24 protein-coding genes are annotated in these 20675 nt (G+C 62.9%); 10 read left to right on the top strand and 14 right to left on the bottom strand.

The window, feature by feature from the left end; genetic code table 11:
* Positions 1 to 99 precede the first annotated feature (99 nt).
* The 8 genes from GC127_RS18880 to GC127_RS18845 all read left to right on the top strand — a co-directional run bounded on the left by GC127_RS18880 (position 100) and on the right by GC127_RS18845 (position 5746).
* Complete coding sequence (locus GC127_RS18880; protein ID WP_008281113.1) at positions 100 to 537, top strand: TerB family tellurite resistance protein; 438 nt, start codon at positions 100 to 102, stop codon at positions 535 to 537.
* 42 nt (positions 538 to 579) lie between these two features.
* The gene (locus tag GC127_RS18875) at positions 580 to 1020 is read left to right on the top strand and encodes a TerB family tellurite resistance protein (RefSeq protein ID WP_151979876.1); all 441 of its coding nucleotides are present in this window, start codon (positions 580 to 582) and stop codon (positions 1018 to 1020) included.
* Positions 1017 to 1772, top strand: a complete 756-nt coding sequence (locus tag GC127_RS18870; RefSeq protein ID WP_199861286.1) for a phosphate/phosphite/phosphonate ABC transporter substrate-binding protein — start codon at positions 1017 to 1019, stop codon at positions 1770 to 1772. Before GC127_RS18875 ends, GC127_RS18870 begins: the two co-directional genes overlap by 4 nt.
* Positions 1773 to 1895: 123 nt before the next feature.
* Positions 1896 to 2672 carry an ABC transporter ATP-binding protein gene (locus tag GC127_RS18865; protein WP_008281116.1) on the top strand — a complete coding sequence of 259 codons (777 nt, stop codon included), beginning with the start codon at positions 1896 to 1898 and terminating at the stop codon, positions 2670 to 2672.
* Positions 2673 to 2702: 30 nt separating this feature from the next.
* Entirely contained in the window at positions 2703 to 3416 is a 714-nt protein-coding gene (locus GC127_RS18860) for a transporter substrate-binding domain-containing protein (RefSeq protein WP_081506249.1), read from the top strand.
* Between the two features lie 58 nt (positions 3417 to 3474).
* Positions 3475 to 4356 carry an ABC transporter permease gene (locus tag GC127_RS18855; protein WP_081506250.1) on the top strand — a complete coding sequence of 294 codons (882 nt, stop codon included), beginning with the start codon at positions 3475 to 3477 and terminating at the stop codon, positions 4354 to 4356.
* On the top strand, positions 4353 to 5159 hold the full coding sequence (locus tag GC127_RS18850) for an ABC transporter permease (RefSeq protein WP_008281120.1): 807 nt from the start codon (positions 4353 to 4355) through the stop codon (positions 5157 to 5159). The genes GC127_RS18855 and GC127_RS18850 overlap by 4 nt, the downstream gene beginning before the upstream one ends.
* Positions 5159 to 5746 carry an NTP transferase domain-containing protein gene (locus GC127_RS18845; RefSeq protein ID WP_151979369.1) on the top strand — a complete coding sequence of 196 codons (588 nt, stop codon included), beginning with the start codon at positions 5159 to 5161 and terminating at the stop codon, positions 5744 to 5746. The genes GC127_RS18850 and GC127_RS18845 overlap by 1 nt, the downstream gene beginning before the upstream one ends.
* On the opposite strand, the gene GC127_RS18840 is transcribed toward GC127_RS18845, so the two are convergent.
* From GC127_RS18840 to GC127_RS18825, 4 genes are read right to left on the bottom strand one after another with little or no spacing between them, the layout of a single operon-like run.
* Positions 5743 to 8400 (bottom strand): DUF2339 domain-containing protein, encoded by a 2658-nt coding sequence (locus GC127_RS18840; protein WP_151979368.1) that lies wholly within the window; start codon positions 8398 to 8400, stop codon positions 5743 to 5745. The genes GC127_RS18845 and GC127_RS18840 overlap by 4 nt on opposite strands.
* A gap of 3 nt (positions 8401 to 8403) precedes the next feature.
* Positions 8404 to 9405 (bottom strand): YcjF family protein, encoded by a 1002-nt coding sequence (locus GC127_RS18835; protein ID WP_151979367.1) that lies wholly within the window; start codon positions 9403 to 9405, stop codon positions 8404 to 8406.
* Complete coding sequence (locus GC127_RS18830) at positions 9402 to 9848, bottom strand: GNAT family N-acetyltransferase (RefSeq protein WP_008281124.1); 447 nt, start codon at positions 9846 to 9848, stop codon at positions 9402 to 9404. The genes GC127_RS18835 and GC127_RS18830 overlap by 4 nt, the downstream gene beginning before the upstream one ends.
* Positions 9845 to 11257: a YcjX family protein gene (locus tag GC127_RS18825; RefSeq protein WP_008281125.1), complete on the bottom strand. Its 1413-nt coding sequence runs from the start codon at positions 11255 to 11257 to the stop codon at positions 9845 to 9847. The genes GC127_RS18830 and GC127_RS18825 overlap by 4 nt, the downstream gene beginning before the upstream one ends.
* 198 nt (positions 11258 to 11455) lie before the next feature.
* On the opposite strand from GC127_RS18825, the gene GC127_RS18820 reads away from it, so the two are divergent.
* The gene (locus tag GC127_RS18820; RefSeq protein WP_151979366.1) at positions 11456 to 12076 is read left to right on the top strand and encodes a thiamine phosphate synthase; all 621 of its coding nucleotides are present in this window, start codon (positions 11456 to 11458) and stop codon (positions 12074 to 12076) included.
* Between the two features lie 9 nt (positions 12077 to 12085).
* Here the strand turns inward: GC127_RS18820 and GC127_RS18815 are convergent, their stop codons facing one another.
* The 3 genes from GC127_RS18815 to GC127_RS18805 all read right to left on the bottom strand — a co-directional run bounded on the left by GC127_RS18815 (position 12086) and on the right by GC127_RS18805 (position 13974).
* Positions 12086 to 12895 carry a lysophospholipid acyltransferase family protein gene (locus GC127_RS18815; RefSeq protein ID WP_151979872.1) on the bottom strand — a complete coding sequence of 270 codons (810 nt, stop codon included), beginning with the start codon at positions 12893 to 12895 and terminating at the stop codon, positions 12086 to 12088.
* Between the two features lie 20 nt (positions 12896 to 12915).
* Positions 12916 to 13683 (bottom strand): GNAT family N-acetyltransferase, encoded by a 768-nt coding sequence (locus GC127_RS18810; protein ID WP_081506256.1) that lies wholly within the window; start codon positions 13681 to 13683, stop codon positions 12916 to 12918.
* 108 nt (positions 13684 to 13791) lie between these two features.
* Positions 13792 to 13974 (bottom strand): DUF3553 domain-containing protein, encoded by a 183-nt coding sequence (locus GC127_RS18805; protein WP_040651557.1) that lies wholly within the window; start codon positions 13972 to 13974, stop codon positions 13792 to 13794.
* Positions 13975 to 14000: 26 nt separating this feature from the next.
* On the opposite strand from GC127_RS18805, the gene GC127_RS18800 reads away from it, so the two are divergent.
* Positions 14001 to 14600: a histidine phosphotransferase family protein gene (locus GC127_RS18800; RefSeq protein WP_151979365.1), complete on the top strand. Its 600-nt coding sequence runs from the start codon at positions 14001 to 14003 to the stop codon at positions 14598 to 14600.
* On the opposite strand, the gene GC127_RS18795 is transcribed toward GC127_RS18800, so the two are convergent.
* The 7 genes from GC127_RS18795 to GC127_RS18765 all read right to left on the bottom strand — a co-directional run bounded on the left by GC127_RS18795 (position 14590) and on the right by GC127_RS18765 (position 20673).
* A complete protein-coding gene (locus tag GC127_RS18795; RefSeq protein WP_151979364.1) occupies positions 14590 to 15855 on the bottom strand; it encodes a glutamate-5-semialdehyde dehydrogenase in 1266 nt (421 codons plus the stop codon). The two genes, GC127_RS18800 and GC127_RS18795, sit on opposite strands and share 11 nt — an antisense overlap.
* 18 nt (positions 15856 to 15873) lie before the next feature.
* A complete protein-coding gene (proB, locus tag GC127_RS18790) occupies positions 15874 to 16980 on the bottom strand; it encodes a glutamate 5-kinase (protein WP_151979363.1) in 1107 nt (368 codons plus the stop codon).
* Entirely contained in the window at positions 16968 to 18011 is a 1044-nt protein-coding gene (gene obgE / locus GC127_RS18785; protein ID WP_151979362.1) for a GTPase ObgE, read from the bottom strand. The genes proB and obgE overlap by 13 nt, the downstream gene beginning before the upstream one ends.
* Before the next feature lie 35 nt (positions 18012 to 18046).
* Positions 18047 to 18586 carry a GNAT family N-acetyltransferase gene (locus tag GC127_RS18780; protein WP_008281134.1) on the bottom strand — a complete coding sequence of 180 codons (540 nt, stop codon included), beginning with the start codon at positions 18584 to 18586 and terminating at the stop codon, positions 18047 to 18049.
* 185 nt (positions 18587 to 18771) lie between these two features.
* A complete protein-coding gene (rpmA, locus tag GC127_RS18775) occupies positions 18772 to 19041 on the bottom strand; it encodes a 50S ribosomal protein L27 (RefSeq protein WP_008281135.1) in 270 nt (89 codons plus the stop codon).
* A gap of 11 nt (positions 19042 to 19052) precedes the next feature.
* Positions 19053 to 19667: a 50S ribosomal protein L21 gene (locus tag GC127_RS18770; RefSeq protein ID WP_151979361.1), complete on the bottom strand. Its 615-nt coding sequence runs from the start codon at positions 19665 to 19667 to the stop codon at positions 19053 to 19055.
* Positions 19668 to 19866: 199 nt separating this feature from the next.
* Positions 19867 to 20673, bottom strand: a complete 807-nt coding sequence (locus GC127_RS18765; protein ID WP_037297677.1) for a hypothetical protein — start codon at positions 20671 to 20673, stop codon at positions 19867 to 19869.
* Positions 20674 to 20675: the final 2 nt, after the last annotated feature.

The following is a 20675-nucleotide window of genomic DNA, read 5'->3' as shown; positions in this document are numbered from 1 at the left end:
GCGCCGAAAGTGCGCTTTCTGCGGAACAACTGTGACGCCATTTGGGCAGCCCATAAAAATTTGCTTGGGGCGCGCTGCTTTGGCGCGTAAACTTTGGGTATGTTGAATCGCCTTCTACACAGCTTCTCTGCGTCAAAACCCGGCCCCCTGCCAGAGCCGGATGAGAAACTTGCCTTGGCCGCTTTGATGGTGCGTGTCGCGAAATCCGATCACCATTACGAATTGGCCGAAATCAAGCGGATAGATCGTCTGTTGGCGCGCATTTATGGGCTTGGCCCGGTTGAGGCGGCCAAGATGCGCGCAGTCTCGGAACGGATTGAGCACGCCGCCCCCGATACGGATCGCTTTGGCCACATCATCCGCGAGACCGTCAGCCTCGAGGCTCGCCTTGGTGCGCTCGAGGCGCTGTGGGAAGTGGTGCTGTCCGACGGCGCAAGCCAGCCAGAAGAGTTGCAGGTGATAGACGCCGCGCGAGAGGCGATGGGCCTGAGCCATGCCGATAGTGACGCCGCCCGCGCCTTGGCCGAGGCGCAGTAATTCCCCATTGGCGCGTCGCGGTTGGCACCCTATACCTATGGCATGTTCGCAGATTTCCTCAAACGGCTGATCCAACCAGCCCCCGAGCCCCTGACCGGCGGTGATGCCCGTCTGGCGCTCTGTGCCCTCCTCGTGCGCGTTGCGCGCACCGATGGAGATTATTCCGCCTCCGAGATCATCCGCATCACGCGCATCATCTCTGCCCGCTACGACCTGCCTCAGTCAGAGGCCGAAGCCCTGCGCCAAGAGGCCGAAACGCTTGAGAGCGAAGCCCCCGACACCGTGCGCTTCACGCGCGCCATCAAGGACGCGGTGCCGCATGAGGATCGCCTTGGTGTGATCGAAGCGCTCTGGCAAGTGGCCTTGGCCGATGGGGTGCGCGAGGCCGATGAGGACGCGCTCTTGCGTCTGGTGGCCAGCCTCTTGGGCATCACCGATCAGGAAAGCGCGCGCGCCCGTCAGCGCGTCATGGGCGGCACGTGATCGTCAGCCTACCCATGTATGACCGCCCCGAGACGGCGGCGTGCAACGATGCCCTCTGGAACGCCATGCGCGCAGCCTTGGGCGACGGGCCAGAGACCCTCACCCGGGACGGTAATCTCTGGGATCACTGGCGTAGCCCTGATCTGCTCTTGTCGCAAACCTGCGGCTATCCCTACCGTGCGCGGCTGCACGGGCATGTAACGCTGGTGGCCAGTCCCGTGCTTGACCTGCCAAGCTGCCCACCGGGATATTACCATAGCGTATTTGTCGCGCGTGCAGATGATCCACGCACCCATCCCGAGGCGTTCGCCACCGCGCGTCTGGCCTATAACGACGGTCTGTCGCAATCGGGTTGGGCCGCGCCACAGAACTGGGCCGCCGCGCGTGGATTTTCCTTTACCACGCCCGTCCACACCGGCGCGCATCGCGCCTCGGCCATGGCCGTGGCCGAAGGGCGCGCCGATATTGCCGCGCTCGATGTGCTGAGTTGGCACCTGATGCAGGCACATGATCCCTTCACGACGGGGTTGCGCGTGTTGGCCCATACCGATCCTACCCCGGCGCTGCCCTACATTACCGCGCTCGGGCGCGATGCAGACGCACTGCGCGACGCCCTTGAGGCAGCAATCATGGCGCTGCCTGCGGCGGCGCGCGCAACCCTTGGGTTAAAGGGCGTGACCTATATTGCCGCCGAGGATTATTTGGCCCCGCCCAATCCTGCGCCGCCCCCGCCACTCACGCCTCCGAATTGAGCTGACGGCGCGTCAAATCGCACAAACCACCCCCCAATCGCCCGTTTTGCAAGTTGCATCGACCCATTTTTTCGGCCCTATTGTCATAAAGCCGTCAAAACCGCACCAACACGGAAGCACCCCTTGTCAGACACGCCCCCGGTTATCGAGATACGCAACCTGCACAAGGCTTATGGCGCGCTTGAGGTGATCAAGGGGGTCGATATTGCCGCCCATCGCGGCGATGTTGTGTCGCTCATTGGGTCTTCGGGCTCTGGTAAATCGACCATCCTGCGCTGCGCCAACCTGCTTGAAGATAGCCAACAGGGCGACATCCTCTTCAAGGGCGAGCCGGTTCAGTGGAAGGGCGCAGGCTTGGCGCGCCACCCCGCTGACCCCAAACAAGTGCTGCGCATCCGCACCAATCTCAGCATGGTGTTTCAGCAATTCAATCTCTGGGCGCATCTCACGATCCTGCAGAATGTGATGGAGGCACCCGTTACGGTCTTGGGCCGGGATCGGCACGAGGTTGAGGCCGCCGCGCGCAAATATCTCGACAAGGTGGGTATTGGCGACAAATGCGATGTTTACCCGGCGCAATTGTCCGGCGGTCAACAACAACGCGCAGCGATCGCCCGTGCCCTGTGCATGGAGCCGGAGGCGCTCTTGTTTGACGAACCCACCTCCGCGCTTGACCCAGAGCTGGAGCAAGAGGTGATCCGCGTCATCAAGGATCTGGCCAATGAGGGCCGCACCATGATGATCGTCACCCATGATATGAAGATGGCCGCTGATGTCAGCGACCATGTCGTGTTCCTGCACCAAGGGCTGATCGAAGAACAGGGTCCGCCCGACACCCTCTTTGGCGCGCCGAAATCGACGCGCCTGCAACAATTCCTCAGTTCCACCACTGGCGGCTGAGGCAAGACCACCACTCAAAGGGAGAAAACCATGAAGAAACTACTACTCACCACCGCCGCACTGGCCCTCTCGGCTGGATTTGCCATGGCCGACACCGTTCGGCTGGGCACCGAAGGCGCCTACCCTCCGTATAACTTCATCAACGACAAAGGCGAAGTTGACGGGTTCGAGCGCGAGTTGGGCGATGAGCTGTGCAAGCGCGCCGAACTGACCTGCGAATGGGTCACGAATGACTGGGACAGCATTATTCCCAACCTTGTGTCGGGCAACTATGACGTGATCATCGCGGGCATGTCGATTACCGAGGAACGCGATCAGGTCATCGACTTTACCCAGAACTACACCCTGCCCGATCCCTCGGCCTATCTTGCCCCGTCGGCGGATGTCGATGTGAAATCCGGCGTCATCGCGGCCCAGTCGGGCACCATTCAGGCGTCCTACGTGGCCAGCAGCGGTGCCACGCTGGTGGAATATGCCACGCCCGAAGAATCCATCGCCGCCGTGCGCAATGGCGAAGCAGATGCCGTGCTGGCTGACCGCGCCTTCCTTTTGCCCGTGGCGGAAGAGGATGCAGGGCTCGAACTGCTTGAAGAGATGGTGATGATCGGCGGCGGCATCGGCCTTGGCCTGCGCGAAAGCGACACCGAACTCAAAGGCAAGCTCGACGCCGCCATCCAATCCATGAAGGACGACGGCAGCCTGAACGCGCTCATCGAGAAATGGGAAATCGGCCTGACCTTCTGAGGTTGACCGACCGGCGGGGTCCGATGCGGCCCCGCCCCCTCCAACAAGGCTGAATGCGATGTTTGCCTTTTGCTCCGATCCGGCCAATCTCGACGGGCTTGCGTGGCTGAGCTGTTATCTCACCACGTCCAAACACCTGCAACTCTACTATGCGGTGGGCACTGTGCTGTTGCTGCTGGCGATTACGGCACCTGCGGCCCTCGCCTTTGGCTTTGGCGGGGCCATGGCCGCGCGGGCACATATCGCCCCGGTCCGCTGGCTCGGCAAAGCCTATATCGCAATCGTGCGCGGCGTGCCCGACATCGCGTTTTTCCTCTTTTTTGTCATCGCTCTTGACCAAGCGTTTGAATGGGCGCGGCATCAAATCCTCTGCCCTGATTGGGATCAACCGATCCGTCAAGGCAATGATTTCGTGGTCTGTCAGGCCGCCAAACTGCCGCTCGGTTCTGCCCCACAATGGGTGCATGAAACCTACGGCTTCACCCTTGCAGTGCTGACCTTTGCCATCGTCTTTGGTGCTTTTGCCGCCAACGTGCTCTTTGGCGCGATGCGTGCCGTGCCGCGCGCCCAGATGGAAACCGCAGAGGCTTATGGCATGACCCGGCGTCAGGCGTTTTGGCGGATCATGGTGCCGCAGATGTGGGTTTACGCCCTGCCCGGCCTTGGCAATCTCTGGATGGTGCTGATCAAAGCCACGCCGTTGCTCTTTCTCTTGGGGGTCGAGGATATCGTCTATTGGGCGCGCGAACTCGGTGCCACCGCCAACCCGCGCTTTACGGAATACCCGCATGGCGACTGGCGGATGTGGTATTTTCTCGGGCTGATGGTGTTTTACCTTGGCTTTACCCGCATCTCCGAAGTGGTGCTGGAACGCCTGATGCAGCGCCTCACTCTGGGGCAAGCCACCACCGGCGGTGAAGCGCAAAGGAAAGCGGCATGAGCTGCCTTGAGACCATTCAAGCCTACGGACTGCGCGCCATTGGTATTGGGGAACGCCTTCTGCCACAAAGCGATTTCACCCTATGCCAGCAATTCACCCTCATCGGTTCTGGCCTGATCTGGAATGTCTATTTCGGGTTCTTCGCGCTCATCAGCGGCTTCATCCTTGCCACTGCCGTGGCCCTTGGCAAAGGCTCTCGCAACCGCGTGATCCGCAAGCTGTCGGAATGGTTCATCTTTGTCTTTCGCGGATCGCCGCTCTTTATCCAGTTCTTCTTTGCCTATTTCTTCTTTCTATCGCTCAAATCCGTCTCACCCTTCTTTGACATTCTGACCTCGGCGTGGCTCGGGGCGCTGATCGTGCTTTTCCTCAACACCGCAGCCTATTCCGGCGAGATTTTCTATGGCGCGCTCCGCTCCATTCCCAAGGGCGATGTCGAGGCGGCGGATGCCTACGGGTTTTCCGGCTGGCCCCGCTTTCGCCGGATCATCTGGCCCACCATGCTGCGGCTCGCATGGCCCGCCTATACGAATGAGGCGATCTTTCTCTTTCACGCCACCACGCTGGTGTTCTTTTCGGGCTTTCCGGTCTGGCAACAGCGCGGCGATGCGCTGTACTACGCCAAGTATTTTGCCGACAAGACCTTTAACCCCTTCGTGCCCTACCCCATTCTTGCCGGCTATTTCATCTTGCTCACGCTGGTTGTGATCGGTGTCTTTGGCCTGATCAATCGCCGGCTCAACCGCCATCTGCCGCAGGAGTACCGCCGCAAGCTCAGCCTGCGGATGAACCTGATCCGCTGATGGGGGCTGTGGCGATTCTCGTGCCCGCGGCCGGGGCATCTTCGCGGATGCGGGGGACGGACAAGCTCTTGGAAATGGTGCGTGGCCAACCGCTTCTGCGGGACCGCGTGACGCTTGCGCTTGGCACCGGATGCGACGTGGCCGTCACCCTGCCACCAGAGGGGCTTGCACGCCGCACGGCGTTAAAGGGTTTAGATGCCACTCTCCTGCCTGTGCCTGATGCCGCAACCGGCATGTCCGCCTCATTGCGCGCCGGGGCGACATGGGCAATGGCCGAAGGGGTCACAGCCCTTATGGTCTTGCTCCCCGACCTGCCGGACCTGACCGCTGATGACATGAAGATCATGCTGCAAGTCAACGATTATGAACATATCTTTCGGGCATGCGATGCGGATGGCACCCCCGGCCATCCGGTTATTCTGCCCGCGCGCCTTCTGCCAGACTTAGCCCAGATCACCGGCGACACTGGCGCGCGCGACCTCTTGCGCGCGCATCCCGTAACGCCCGTTCCCTTGCCCCGTCAGCATGCCACAACCGACCTTGACACACCCGAGGCTTGGGCGGCATGGCGCGCCGCTCAGGGCTAAACTGCCCCGCGCCCCATATGCTCGGCAATCCGCCGGTTGAGCCACGCCAGCCCCGCCAGAGACAGGCCAAGCCCAAGGAACGAGGCCACCCGCACCAGCCCCGCCAATCCTGCCATGTCGACCAGAAACACCTTGGCCACGGTCAACGCGACCCCAGCCATCGCCACCCGGCGCAGCGTCTCGGACCGTCGCAGCAATGCAAGCACCAAAAGCAGCACCGAGACCAGAATGAGCGCGACCGTGTAGCTGTAAAGCTCACCATCGCTAACCCCCGGCACGCTCAAATCATCCCCCTGCCAAAGCCGCCGTATTTCAAGCCCGAGATACCACGCGCCATAGCCCGCGCCCGCCACGACAAAGACCTGCCGCAGCAAACGTGGCAGATGATCCAGCTTCCACGCGGCCAAGGCAAAAACCAAGGCAACGGGCAAATAGGCGGCGGCCAATGTATCAAGGATCAGCGGCCCGCTCACGAACTCCTTGCGCCAGAGTACCGACACAAGCGGATTGGTCAACAGCGCCTGCGCCACCAGCGTCACGAGCGCCACCGCGCCCATAGCCGCCGCCAGAGCCAGCCGCAGCCATCGCACCGCGCGCCCGCCCGCGCGCAAACGCCAGAGTTGTACCATGGCAGAGGCCAGCCACACCACCGCCGTCAGGCCCAGACCCGCATGGCCCATCGCCCCCGGCCCCCCCAGCCAACGCTGCAAAAGCACGCTGAGGACGATCGCCGTGATGCTCCAAACAGCGCTTTCGATCACCACCCGCGTCGTGCCACCGGCCCGCGCCGCCATGACAAACCATGCCGCCCCGAGCAATATCAGCGGCCCCAGATGCGACAGCAACACATCCCCCAAGCCCGCCTCGCGCACCGCCCAAGAGAGACCGGGATCAATCACCAAACGGTAGCCGATCACCGCAACGCCCAGCTGCGCCACCCCGCCCAAAAGCGGCAGATTGAACCGCCGATCAATCAGCGCCGTCGCCAGCACCATCACCCCAAGCGCCAGCGTCAACGCCGCCTGGCTCAGCATCACAAAAAGGGCCAGCGTGATGAGCACCAGCGCTGCCCCAGCGAATACCGCTGCCACCAACCGGGCCTCAGATCCCCGTGCCCGCACCGCGAACACCACCATGAGCCCCGCCAGGGCCATCACCTGCAAAGCCCAACCATAGGCACCGATCACCATGGCCGGGGTCCAAAGCAGTTCAAGGATCAGCGCCAGCCCCGGCGCCATCACCGCCGCCCCAAGGCTCCACAGAATTACCGGCACCGTCCCCGCCGCATATCGGGCGCGAAAGGCAAAAACGACCGAGGCCACCGCCCCGCCCGCCAGAATGACACTCGCCGCCATGGGCATCGGGGATTCGGGCAAGCGCTCGATCCCGGCCATGAACCCCGACCAGACTGGCCCCTTCCCAAACCCTTCGAGCGTCACCAGCACCAGCGCCGCCAAAGCCGGAACCAGTGGCACATCTTCCAGCGCCTCAGCCCGCCGCGTGCCAAGGGTCAATGCCGCCAGCAATCCCGCAAGCAGGCTCAGTGCGCCCCAGACCACCAGCGCCTCGCGCGCGTCACGCGCCAGCATCAGCGCAGCAAGGCTTGCCAATACCACCACGGCCCAGACCAGCCGCACCGGAAAATCAGGATATGCGCCCCCAGCCATGACGCGTCGCAGCAGCGAATTTCCCGCGTGCTGGGGTATCATCCGCGCCTCGGGCACCAGCAGCGTCAAAACAACCAGCCCGGCCCAGAACGCCAGATACAGCAGCGCTCCAGCCTCCCCCAGATATAGCAGCGTTGCACCGCCCATGCTGACCATCAATGCCAAGACTGAAATCCATGCCCAACGGCGCGCGGCATCCACCGCCAGCCCGACGGCCGCAAGCAGCGCGTAGAAGCCGTAAAACACCCCCGGCGTATCAGACTGTCCGCCCACCAGGAACGGTGCCACACCTGCGCCGATCAAGCCGAGCGCCGTCAACACCGGCCCATGGAACCAGCCAAGTACAACCGCCCCGGCCCCAACACCTACCAGCCCCGCCAAGGCCATGCCCGGCCCGATCAGATCATACAGGCCCCGCGCCGCCAAAACGCCTGCAAAAAGCGCGATCACCCCCGCCCCCGACAGAACCGAGGGCAGGCCCGTGACCGCGCCCGCCGCTTCATCGCCATAGCGTCGCCGCAGCCGCTCGCCCGCTGCAATTAGCGCGGCGCCAAGCGCCAGCGCGCCCATTACCCGCCAAAACGGCGTAAGCACCCCTTGCTCGACGCCGTATTGCACCATGAAGACGCCCGCCAAGGCCAGCGAGACACCCGCAACGGCCAAGGCCCAATTGGCCCTCAGCCACGCCATAAGCGCCCCAAGCCGGTCCGCCCGCAGCACAAAGGCGCGCGGCGGTGTGTCCGTCGGCTCGGTCTGAGGCGCAACAACAGATGCGCTTGCCCAGGGTCCGGCCCGGTCCTCGACCACAGGCGCACCCACAGTCTCTGTCACAACTTCTGTCACAACTTCTGGCGTCGTTTGTCCCAACCCCGCCTCAAGCCGCGCCACCCGCGCCTTGAGCCGCGCATGCGACACCAAGAGATAGGGCACCCCGATCACGAGGAGCGCCAGTATCCCAAGCCCGATGACAACTGCCAGCGCGTCCATGGATCACCCCTGCCCAAACAGGCCAGTCAGTGCCCGACGCACGACACCTGTCACCGAGGGCCTGCGCCCGCGCTGAAACGGCAATGGGCGACACACCTCGATCGCGGCCACGCCCACCCGCGCCGTCAGTGCACCATTGACCACGCCTTCGCCAAACCGTCGCGACACCTTTGACAGCACGCCGCCCCCAGCCACACTGCTGATCAGGTCATCCCCCACCGCCACAGCCCCGGTCGCCAAAAGATGCGCCATCACCGCACGGGCCAAGCGCCAACTGCCAAGAAACCCCGCCCGTCCGCCATATATCTCGGCCACTGCCCGGATCATGCGCAGATTAGAGACAAGCGCCCCCACCACATCGGCCAAGGCCAGCGGCACCAAAGCCGTAATCATTGCCACCTGCCGCGCCGCACTCTCGACCTCGCGCAGCGCGAGCGCATCGAGAGGGGCCAGAACCTCGGCCTCCGCCAGCCCCAACAGCGCCTCGGCGTCGAACTGATCCGCCTGCTGCTCTGCAAGCCGCTCAAGCCCCCAAGCCGCCTCGGGGCGCGCGGCGTAAAGCGCGCGCAGCCGCGCCACGACCGCTCGCGCCGCCTCCAGATTGCCTCCGGTCAGCGCCGCAGCAGCCTCGCGCCGCAGGGTATCGAGCCGCCCCAACCGGGCAAATCCTGCCATCTCGCGCAGCCCGATCATCGCTGCCACCAGCAAAAGGCCCACGCCCATCGCCGCGACGCCATAGCCCAGTACCGGCACCCGAGCGATCAATCCAACTGCGAAATCCCATGCCGCCACCGATACGGCGGCGCCCATCAGCCCAAGCGCCAAACCCCAAAACAGCCGACCCAGCCAAGACGGCCCCGCCGCACCGCGCGTGATCACCGCCCGCATCGCCCGCCCGTCTGGCCGCTCAACCAGATCGGGCACAGGCGGCGCGCGGTCCGGTCCCTCGGCAGCACGCTCCTCCATCTCAATCAATACCGGGCCCTTGGCCTTATCAACGCTCACGCGCTCACTCCCTCGCCACGCCAGACCATCAGGATATCCGGCAGCCCTTCATCATTTCCCAGACCCGCACTGCGCGCCGCCTCGACGAATCCTTGGCGCGCATAGAATGCTCGGGCGGCGGCATTGGCCTCGACCACCCAAAGGCGCAGCACGCCCGCTTCGGCCTTGGCTTCGGCCAAAAGTGCCCGGCCAAACCCCTGCCCACGCAGCACCGGATGGACATAGAGCGCGTGCAGGATATCGCCGTCGCGCACCAGAAATCCGGCGACGCGGCCCTGCTCGCGGATCACGCGCACCCATCCCCAACGGATGACCCGTGCCAGCGCGCGAAGATCGTCCCAGTGACTGCGCACCCTTGGCAACCATGGCGTGGCACGCGTAAACGCCCAAAGGATCATGGCAAGACGCGGCAAATGCCAAAGCCGCCCACGCGCCGTCTTCATAGCTTGTCCCCCAACAGGAACTGCGCCGCCCGGTCCAGCCGAATATGCGGCGGGCCCTCGCCGGGGCGCAGGTTGAGCGGAGCAGGCGCAAACCGCATCACCTGATAGTCCCGCCCCAACCACTCCTTGGCCCCCGCCCGTGCCGGGGCCAAGAGTTGTCCCGGATCATCCGGCAGATCGCCTGCATAAAACGCCGCCTGCCGCCCGGTCTCGAGCAGCCGTCCACGGACACAGTCGAGCATCTCGCCATTGTGGCTTACCCGTTCCTCGACCGTGGCGCGCAATGCGGCCAAGGCCATTGCCTGCGTCGTGGCCCCGGCAAACTCGGCCCGGTCCCGCGCCTCACGCAAGAGGGCCGCCATGATCCCCGTCAGTCGCCCATGCTGCGCATGATGCAGGTGATCCGCCTTGGTCGCGGCAAAGAGAATGCGCTCTACGCGCCGCCCCAAGAACAACTGTGTCAGGAACGCATTGCGGCCCGGCCGGAACGCGCTCAGGATATCCGCCATCGCCCGGCGCATATCCTCGACCGCCTGCGGCCCCTTGTGGATGGCATCAAGCGCATCCACCAAAACCACCTGCCGATCGATCTTGGCAAAGTGATCGCGAAAAAACGGCTTTACGACCTCACGCTTGTAGGCGTCATAGCGCCGTGCCATCTCGGCGCGCAGGCTGCCCCGGCCCGCCTTGCCCTCAGGCAGGGGCGCGAAGGTGACCACCGGCGATCCCGCAAGATCCCCCGGCAAAATGAATCGCCCTGGCGTGCAATCATAGAAACCAGCGGCACGCGCCGCATGCAAATAAGCAGTAAAACCAGCGGCCAAAGCCTGCGCCAATGGCTCATCAAGCGGTGCCGCCGTATCCACCTCTGTCACCTGTGCGAGATAGGCAGCCGCCTCGCTGCGCGCCCCGATCCGCGCCAGCACCTCGGCGGCCCATTCCTCATAGCTTTTGTCCAACAAAGCCAGATCCAGCAGCCACTCGCCGGGATAATCCACGATATCAAGATGGATCACACGTGGCCCCGTGACCCCCGACAAAAGCCCCGCAGGCCGCACGCGCAGCGACAGCCGAAGCTCGGACACGGTGCGCGTGCTCTCGGGCCAATGCGGTTCCGGGCCGGTCAGCGCGGCCAAATGCGACTCATAGTCAAAACGCGGCAAGGTCACATCGGGCTGCGGCTGCAGATAGGCCGCCAGAATTCGCCCCTCGCCCTGCGCCAAAAGGCCGGGCATCCGCCCCCGGTCCATCAGATTGGCGATGAGAGAGGTGATGAACACCGTCTTGCCAGCGCGCGCAAGGCCCGTCACACCGACGCGGATCACCGGCTCGAACAATGCCTGCCCGACCCGGTCGCCCAAGCCTTCGATGCTGCGCACCACCCCGTCTGCCAAACCTGCAATCGCCAAGAACTGCCCCTTTTTCTCGTGCGCTCAAGATAGAGACCCGCCAGAGGGGTTGCTAGGGGCAATTGCGCCCGGGCGTTCCCCGCAGCCCTGAACCAGAGTGAGACGGTTTGCATCTGACCCAAGAGGAAGCCCGACCTGCCCAATGGTCAAAGCCGCTTTTCCACGGTATAGGGGCAAAAATCCATCAGGAGCGCCCCAATGGCCGAGACCGAGCAGCCACAGATTTACCTCATCACCCCACCCGAATTCGAGCTGAGCGTCTTTCCCGACACATTGGCCCGCGTGCTCGACAGTCATCCCGTAGCCTGCGTGCGTTTGGCCCTTGCCAGCCGTGACGAGGATCGCATCGCGCGTGCGGCCGATGCCTGTCGTGAGGTGACACATGCCCGTGACGTGGCCTTGGTCATCGAGAGCCACTTGATGCTGGTCGAGCGGCATGGGTTGGACGGTGTGCATCTTCCCGATGCCGGACGCTCGGTGCGCGCCGCGCGCAAGGAATTGGGCGAGGATGCGATTGTCGGCTGTTTCTGCGGCACATCCCGCCATGACGGTATGAACGCAGGCGAGGCAGGCGCTGATTACATCAGCTTTGGTCCCGTGGGGGCCACCCCGCTAGACGACGGCGCGCGGGTTGATATGGATGTGTTCGACTGGTGGTCCAAGGTGATCGAACTGCCGGTCGTGGCCGAAGGCGCGCTTGATCTGGCGTTGGTGGCGCAACTGACGCCTATGGCGGATTTTCTGGCCTTTGGCGAAGAAATCTGGCGCGAAGAGGACCCGGTTGCCGCCCTTGGCCGCTTCATCGCCGCGATGGGCTGAACCTCGTCCCTATTGCCCCCGGCGCGCCTCTGGCATGCCGCTGCGCACCTGCGCCTCGGCCCAAGCGGCCAGCGCCTTGCGGTCCGCAAAGGAATCGACACGCGCCGGGGCGTGATAGACCACACGCACCCGGCCCTGAGGCCGCACCGCCAAAACACGCAAAAGATGCGTGCCAAAATCCATATCGCCCCACCAGCCATAAAAACGGGCATCTTGACCCACGGGGGCCTGATAGATCACCGAAACCGGCTGAACGTGGATTGAATGCTCTAGCCGTTTGCTAAAGAACGCCTGAAAGAGCGTTGATTTAAAAGGGATAACGCGCATCCCATCGGTAGAGCTTCCCTCTGGAAAAAACAAAAGCTTGTGGCCCACCAACAGGCGCTCTTCAAAAATCTCGGTCTGCGCCTTGGCTTCTTTCGGATCGCGGGTGATGAACACCGTGCCCACCAGCCGCGCCAAATGCCCGATGCCGGGCCAACCCGCCACCTCGGATTTTGACACGAAATACACCCGCTTACAGGCATTGAGCGCGAAGATATCCAGCCAAGAGACGTGGTTGGCCACCACCGCACCGGGCACATGCATCGGCGTGCCCACCACCTCATGCCGCATGCCCAGCACGCGAAACACCGCCCAACACACCCATTGCGTCACATACGGCGTCCACGGACGGTGCACGCCGTACAAGGGCCGCTCGATCAGCCGCAACGCGACCGCGATGACCACGCCCAGCAGAATCACCAGCGCCATACCCAGCCCCCGCAGGCCCACGCGCAACCACCCGCCGGGTGTCAGCGTGAACTCAGGGGGCGGCACCTCGGACTGCCACCTGAACTTCAAGATGTAATACTCTGTTGATAAATGTTTTTCTGCTTTTCACTTAGACGGTCTGTATCGAGAATCAGGCAGACATCGGTCGTATTGAACTGATGGTCCACAAAAGCGCCATCGCCAACATAGCCCCCCAATCGCAGATAGGCCTTGATCAGCGCAGGCACTTGGCGCATCGCCGCGCGCCGATCTAGATCGCGCGCGGCAATCAGGTCCATGCGCTGAAAATGTCCTTCCCGCGCCCGCACACGCAGGGTTTCTGGCGCCAGATGTCGCTGATGTAGAAAGCTTAGTGACGGGGCCAGATGCGCGATATCTGTGCCATGAAAACTGGCCACACCGAACAGGATCTCGATGCCATGATCCGTCACATAGCGGCCCAGACCGTTCCAGAGATGATACATGCCCGGTCCCCCGCGATAAGATTTCGCCAGGCAGGACCGCCCCAATTCCATCAGCCGCCGACCACTGGTCTTGAGCGCGCTCAGATCGTATTCGTCTTCGGAATAAAATTGGCCTGCGCGCGCGGCCTGATCGTCACGCAACAGGCGGTAAACGCCGACAACGGCAGCATTATTCGCATCGTCCAACAACAACAGGTGGTCAAAGAACGGATCAAAGCGGTCGCGTTCCAACCGCGCCGCGTGATCGACCAGCGGCCCATCACCGCCCAATTCCTCGACAAAGACCTCGTAGCGCAAGCGTTGAGCCGCGCGCAATTCCTCGGGCGTATCGGCCAGCTTCACACGGAACTTGGGGGCGCTTGCGATCATCGGCCTTGTCTCTGGGGTCTGCGCCGCCTTTTAGGCAAGAGCGCCACCAAGTGCAACGATACCACTGGTCGCAAGGTTCGGCGGTTGTTAACCTTTTGCTAACCTCGATCAGGGATCAAGAAGAGGTATCAGTTCCACGCGATTGCCATCAATCACCACTTTACCCTCTTCGCGAAAGTTAACCGTGATCCGTCCGCCAATGTTGGATTGCACCTGCCCCGTTCCCCAATCCGGCCTCTGCGGATGCAGCACCAGCATTCCTGGCTCAAGTATCGAATTCATATCCGTCATGCTGCATCCCGTCCCGGAGTCATCTCATGCCCCAACATACCCATGCTCTTGGCGCTTTGATAGCCTCGCGCATCTGCCATGACCTCGTCAGCCCACTGGGGGCGATTGGCAATGGGCTAGAGTTGATGGGCCTGTCCGGCACTATGGAAGGGCCGGAAATGGCGCTAATCGCGGCTTCGGCAGCGCAGGCCTTGGCGCGGGTGCGGCTCTTTCGGCTGGCCTTTGGTCAGGCTGAGGAAGATCACGTCACGCGGGCCGAGGAACTGCGCGACATTCTTGGCACCCTGCACGCGGGGGGGCGCATCACGCTTACCCTTCAGATCACCGCTCCGCTGCCACGCCCGATGGCGCAAATCCTGCTGCTTGGCTTGCTGTGCGTGGAACAGGCCCTGCCGCAGGGCGGGCAACTCGCCGTCAGCCAAACGCCTGAAGGATGGCAGATCGTGGCCACTGCGGCCCGTCTTGCCCCGGATGTGGATCTTTGGCGCGCGCTCTGCGCAGAGGGGCCTTGGCCCCGGCCTACCCCCGCGCAGGTGCATTTCCAGCTCTTGCATCACTGCCTCGCGGCGCAGGGCGCAACCCTTCAGCGCCAACTTACTGACACAGAGTTTCGCGTCACGCTCTGACGGTCCCATCCCCCTCAACCAGATATTTGAAACTGGTCAGTTGCGCCGCCCCCACCGGGCCGCGCGCATGCATCTTGCCGGTAGCGATGCCAATTTCCGCGCCCATGCCAAATTCGCCCCCATCGGCAAATTGCGTCGAGGCGTTGCGCATCAGAATCGCACTGTCCAGCCGGGCAAAGAACCTCTCCGCCGCCGCATCAGCTTCGGTCACGATGCATTCGGTATGGTTCGACCCGTGGCGACGGATATGCGCGATGGCATCATCAATGTTTTCAACAACTTTGACGGCGATGATACTGTCTAGGTATTCGCGGCCCCAATCCTCATCCGTGGCCGGCACAGTTCCCGCAATCCCCTGCAACGCCGCATCGGCGCGCACCTCGACCCCGGCCTCGATCAGCGCGCGGATCACATCCTGGCCGATGGTGTCGACAATATCGCGATGAATAAGCAGACATTCCGCCGCCCCGCAGATCCCGGTGCGCCGGGTCTTGGCATTGAGCACAACCCGAAGCGCCTTGGCCGCATCCGCCGCCGCATCGAGATAAACATGCACGATCCCCTCAAGATGGGCAAAGACCGGCACCCGCGCTTCACGCTGCACAAGGCCCACAAGGCCCTTGCCGCCGCGCGGAATGATCACGTCAATCGTGTCGGTCATGGTCAACATTGCCTCAACCGCGGCGCGGTCCCGCGTCGGCACAAGCTGAATCGCATCCTCTGGCAGGCCCGCCGCGCGCAATCCCGCGACCAGACAGGCATGGATCGCACCCGAGGATTGAAAGCTTTCTGACCCGCCACGCAAGATCACCGCATTGCCGGATTTCACGCAGAGGGCACCGGCATCCGCCGTCACATTCGGGCGGCTTTCATAGATCACGCCGACCACCCCCAATGGCGTGCGCACCCGGCGGATATGCAGGCCCGTGGGCCGGTCCCATTCCGCCAGAACCTCGCCCACCGGATCCTCCTGCGCCGCAACCGCACGCAACCCGTCGACAATACCCTGAATACGCGCCTCATCGAGCGCCAGCCGGTCCATCATCGCATCAGACAGCCCCTTGTCACGACCATAGTCCAGATCGCGGGCATTGGCGGCCAGGATCTCACCCCGCCCGGCCCAGACCGCCTCTGCCGCCGCCTCTAACGCTGCGCGCTTGCTCGCGGCATCGGCAATGGCCAAATCCGCAGATGCCGCACGCGCCCGCGCCCCGATTTCGGCCATCAGCGCCGCAATCTCTGTCTGGTCTTTCATAGTCCGCCCTCCGGGCTATCAGAATGCCATATCGTCACGATGCATCAAAGGCCCCCGCGCCGGATACCCCAGCACCGCCTCGATCTGATCCGAACGCAGCCGCTTGATCCGCTCCGCATCCGCCGCATCATAGCGCGTAAGCCCTTGGCCAAGCACGCGCCCCGCCGCATCGGCCACCTCAACCGGATCGCCCCGGCCAAACCGGCCCGAGACCTCTGTCACACCGGCGGCAAGCAGGCTGCTACCCGCAGTAAGAGCGCGCGCAGCGCCCTCATCAACGATGACCCGCCCCTTGGGCTTCATCGCGGCAATCCACGCCTTGCGCTTTTGCTGCGGATCGCCTTGCGCCAGAAACCATGTCGCGGCGGCCCCCTCATTTAGCGCGCGCACCGGATGCAGCACATCGCCTTGCGTGATCGCCATCACGCAGCCCCCCGCCGTGGCAGTCTTGGCCGCCAAAAGCTTGGTCTTCATGCCACCCTTGCTCAGGCCCGATACGGCGTCACCCGCCATCGCCTCGATTTCGGGCGTGATCAGGGCCACGGTGTCAAACCGGCGCGCGGTCGGGTCCTGCGCAGGGTTGGCGGTATAGAACCCGTCCACATCGCTAAGCAGGATCAACTGATCCGCGCCTGCCGTCACCGCAACCTGCGCCGCCAGCCGATCATTATCGCCATAGCGGATTTCATCCGTGGCCACGGTGTCATTCTCATTCACGATGGGCACAGCCCCCAACCGCAAAAGCTGTTCTAGAGTGGCGCGGGAATTGAGATAGCGCCGCCGGTCGGTGCTATCCTCGAGCGTCACCAAGACCTGCGCCGCCGTCAGCCCATGCGCGGCCAAGGCAGCATCATAGGCCCCCGCCAGCCGGATTTGCCCTACGGCGGCGGCTGCCTGCGACTGCTCCAGCGTCAGCACACTTTGCGGCAGGTTCAACACCCGACGCCCAAGCGCGATAGACCCAGACGAGACAAGGATCACATCTGTGCCGCGCTGCCGCAACCAGACAACATCCTCGATCAGCGCGCCCAGCCATTCGGCCCGCAAGGCCCCACTGACCCGGTCCACCAACAGGGCCGAGCCGATCTTGATCACCAGTCGTTTTGCGTCAGTTACGGTTGCCACGGTGCGTCTTCTTCGTCCTCGTCACTCACCTTGTGGCGCAGGCGGTCCGCGTCGATACGCTCGCGCAGCGCGCGCAGCACCTCCGTCACGCCTTCACCGGACACGCCAGACATGAGCATCACCGGCGTGCCGCAGGCGGCCTCCAGCTCTTCGCGCAGAAACGCGCGCTCTTCATCATCCAAGGTGTCAATCTTGTTCAACACCGTCACACGCGGCTTATCCGCCAAACCCCCACCATAGGCCTCAAGTTCGGTGATGATGGTCTGATAATCGCCCACGAGATCGCCTGAACTGCCATCGACCAGATGCAGCAGCACCGCACACCGCTCGACATGGCCCAGAAAAAGATCACCAAGTCCGCGCCCCTCAGACGCGCCTTCGATCAGCCCCGGAATATCGGCCACCACGAATTCCACATTATCCACGCCCACAACCCCCAGATTGGGATGCAGCGTGGTAAAGGGATAATCGGCAATCTTGGGGCGCGCGTTCGACGTGGCGGCAAGAAATGTCGATTTTCCCGCATTGGGCAAACCCAAAAGCCCGACATCGGCAATCAGTTTGAGCCGCAACCAGATCGTGCGCTCGATCCCCTCTTGCCCGGGATTGGCGCGGCGCGGGGCCTGATTGGTCGAGGTCTTGAAATGCAGATTGCCCCAGCCCCCGTTGCCGCCCTGGGCCAAAAGCACGCGCTGCCCGATTTCGGTCATGTCGGCCAGGACTGTTTCCATGTCCTCATCAAGGATTTCCGTGCCCACCGGCACGCGCAAAACAATGTCATCCCCGCTCGCGCCGGTGCGCTGGCGCCCCATGCCCGGCGTGCCGCTTCTGGCAAAAAAGTGCTGCTGATAGCGAAAATCAATCAGCGTATTCAGCCCATCCACAGCCTCTGCCCAGACCGAGCCGCCATTGCCGCCGTCGCCGCCATCCGGCCCGCCGAATTCAATGAACTTTTCGCGGCGAAAGCTGACGCTGCCCGCGCCGCCGCCACCAGAGCGGATATAGACCTTTGCGAGATCGAGAAATTTCATAGTCTGTCCTTATCGCAAAGGCCCAGTGCGGGGCCTCAGATCATCTTTTTACTATAGGTCCAAGTCAGAACCTTGGCCCCACGCGCGACACTGAACGCTTCGGCATCTCCAAGATACTGAAACCCGCAATTCGTCAAGACCCGTGCCGAGGCCGCATTGTCCTGAAACACCGAGGCAAAGATCGTGCGCGCCCGGTGCGGATTGGCCGTCAAGAGCGCCTCAACCGCCGCCGAGGCCACCCCTGTATTCCAATAGGCCGGAGCCACCCAATAGGCGATTTCGGACTGTCCGTCATCCACCCGTTCAAGGCTGATGAGGCCCATCACCTCAGAGCCGCCCGCCTTGGTGCCGTCGATAGCCCAGATATCCTCGGACCGGTCCTCGGCCTGTGCCCGGGTGATCAACGCCTCCGTGGCTCCCGGTGGCAGGGGATGCGGGATGCTTCGGGTAAAGCGCGCCACGCGCTCATCCCCGGCATTCATCCCGATCAACCCCGCATCCGACACCCGCAAAGGGCGCAGATCGAACCGTTCCGCCGGCATCACCGGTTGGTTGACAATCGTTTCGTATTTCATGCGCCTGCTCCTCCGATCAGCGCCAAAGTCATGGCAAGAGATGGCCCCTCCCCGCCAAAGCACAACGGCACGCTCGCGCAATTGTGCAGTGTCGTCACCCCGCGAACACGCTCCCCAGCCCGCAAAAGCGAAAAGGGACCGGCGGTCTCGCCGATCCCCTCTAGTCTAAAAACCCTAAGGACGGCTTATTCAGCGGCCTCCGCCACTGGCAGAACCGAAACAAAGGTGCGGCCCTTGAGGCCCTTGTGGAACTTCACAGCGCCTTCCGCGACGGCAAACAGCGTGTGATCCTTGCCTTCGCCCACGTTCAGACCCGGCCAGAACTTGTTGCCGCGCTGACGCACGAGGATATTGCCGGAAATAACGGCTTCGCCACCGTATTTCTTGACGCCAAGGCGACGACCATCAGAGTCGCGCCCGTTACGGGATGAACCGCCTGCTTTTTTATGTGCCATTTGGTCTCTCCTTAGCCTTTAGCCAACTCTTTGGCCTGTTCGATCCAGCCTTCACGCTCGATCCGGCCCTTGAACGACAGTTTTTCGTCCATGGCAGCCACATCTGCTTCGGTCCATGCCGCCACTTGGGCAAAGGTGGTTACACCCGCTTCAAGCAGCTTCTTCTCAAGTGCGGGGCCAACGCCCGACAACCGCTTGAGATCATCGCCACCCGCTGCCGGCTTGGCGCTGGATTTCTTGGCGGGCTTCGCTTCGACCACAGTCGCAACCGAGCCGGAACCGACAGCCGCTTTGACGCCTGTTGCGTCTGCACCGCTGGCCAGAATCTCGGTGACACGCAGCAGCGTCAGCTTCTGACGATGGCCACGGGTGCGCTGCGAGCCGTGCTTACGGCGACGTTTGACAAAGTTGATAACCTTGTCACCCTTGATTTGATCAACGACCTCGGCCTGAACGGCCGCACCGACCACAAAGGGCGCACCGATGACGGGGGCATCGCCACCGAGCATCAGGATATCGTTGAACTGAACTTTTTCACCAGCATCAGCTGCAAGTTTCTCAACACGAAGAATGTCGCCCGACGACACCTTGTATTGCTTGCCACCGGTCTTGAGGACCGCAAACATGGGCTCTTCCTTTTCTCTCCGCGCTCTGTGGTCCCCGGCTGAACCGGGCGTTTTCGGCCCTCAGGCCACCTCGAACTGCGCCCCTATAGGGGTGTATATCAAAGACAAACCCGGCAAGATCATCCCGCCGGGTTGCGCGCTAATGCCAAACTCCATCGTCAGAGTCAAGGCCCAGCCGGGCAAAACCACGCCAAATCCCTCATAAATCCTCGCCTTGCATCGTCAAAGCGGTGGCCAACCCAAGTTGATAGGACAACTCTTCATACATCGCATCAAAGGCCACGAACAGCGCATGATTCAACTGCTGGCCCTCGGCACTGCGGTAAAGGGCAATATAGGCCTCAAGCACCTCTTGCGGCAACGGCTGATAGGCCATGGTCAGATAGGCCTGCAACCAATCGCGGGTCTCCTCGCGCATCTCAGGCTCCTGCGCCCAGATTTCCGCCAGCATTTCCTGTTCGCTCAGATCAAGACCGCCGCCATCAGCCAGCCCTCGATAAAATCCAAGATTGGCATTCAGTGCCCCCGCGACATTGCGCTCGATCAGATCGCTATCCGCAATAAGGGTCGCCACATGGCGCACAATCGGCGCATCCGCCGCCGCCAACTCGGCATAGCGCGCCTCTGCCGCAGCCTCTGTGCCGTCATCCAACAGCGCCCGACGCCCGGCAATTTCCAAGGCGACAACCTCAGCACCCTGCCCTTCGAAAAACCCAAGCAAAGCGCCGGTGTCGGCGCCGTCCATCGCCTGTGCGAACCGGCTTTGCACCTGCGCCAGCATCCGATCCGCATCATAGACACGGCCCACCACCCGATCCCAACGGGCCCGCTCGACCGCGCTCAACATTTCGTCGCCCACATCGCCACCATAGCGCAGCCCTTCGGCCCGCATGATCGCCACGGTTTCTTCAAAGTGCAGCGCGGCCATCAGCCGATCAACCTCGCCCGCGCGCAGCGGCAGCGCCGCCAGCAGCAGCGCCGCACAGGCAAACAGAACCGCCCGCACCC

It is taken from the genome of Roseovarius sp. EC-HK134 (assembly GCF_902498815.1).
GTDB classification, from domain to species: domain Bacteria; phylum Pseudomonadota; class Alphaproteobacteria; order Rhodobacterales; family Rhodobacteraceae; genus Roseovarius; species Roseovarius mucosus_A.
The sequence above is the reverse complement of the archived record's forward strand: the minus strand, read 5'-3'. Positions and strand labels throughout refer to the sequence as shown.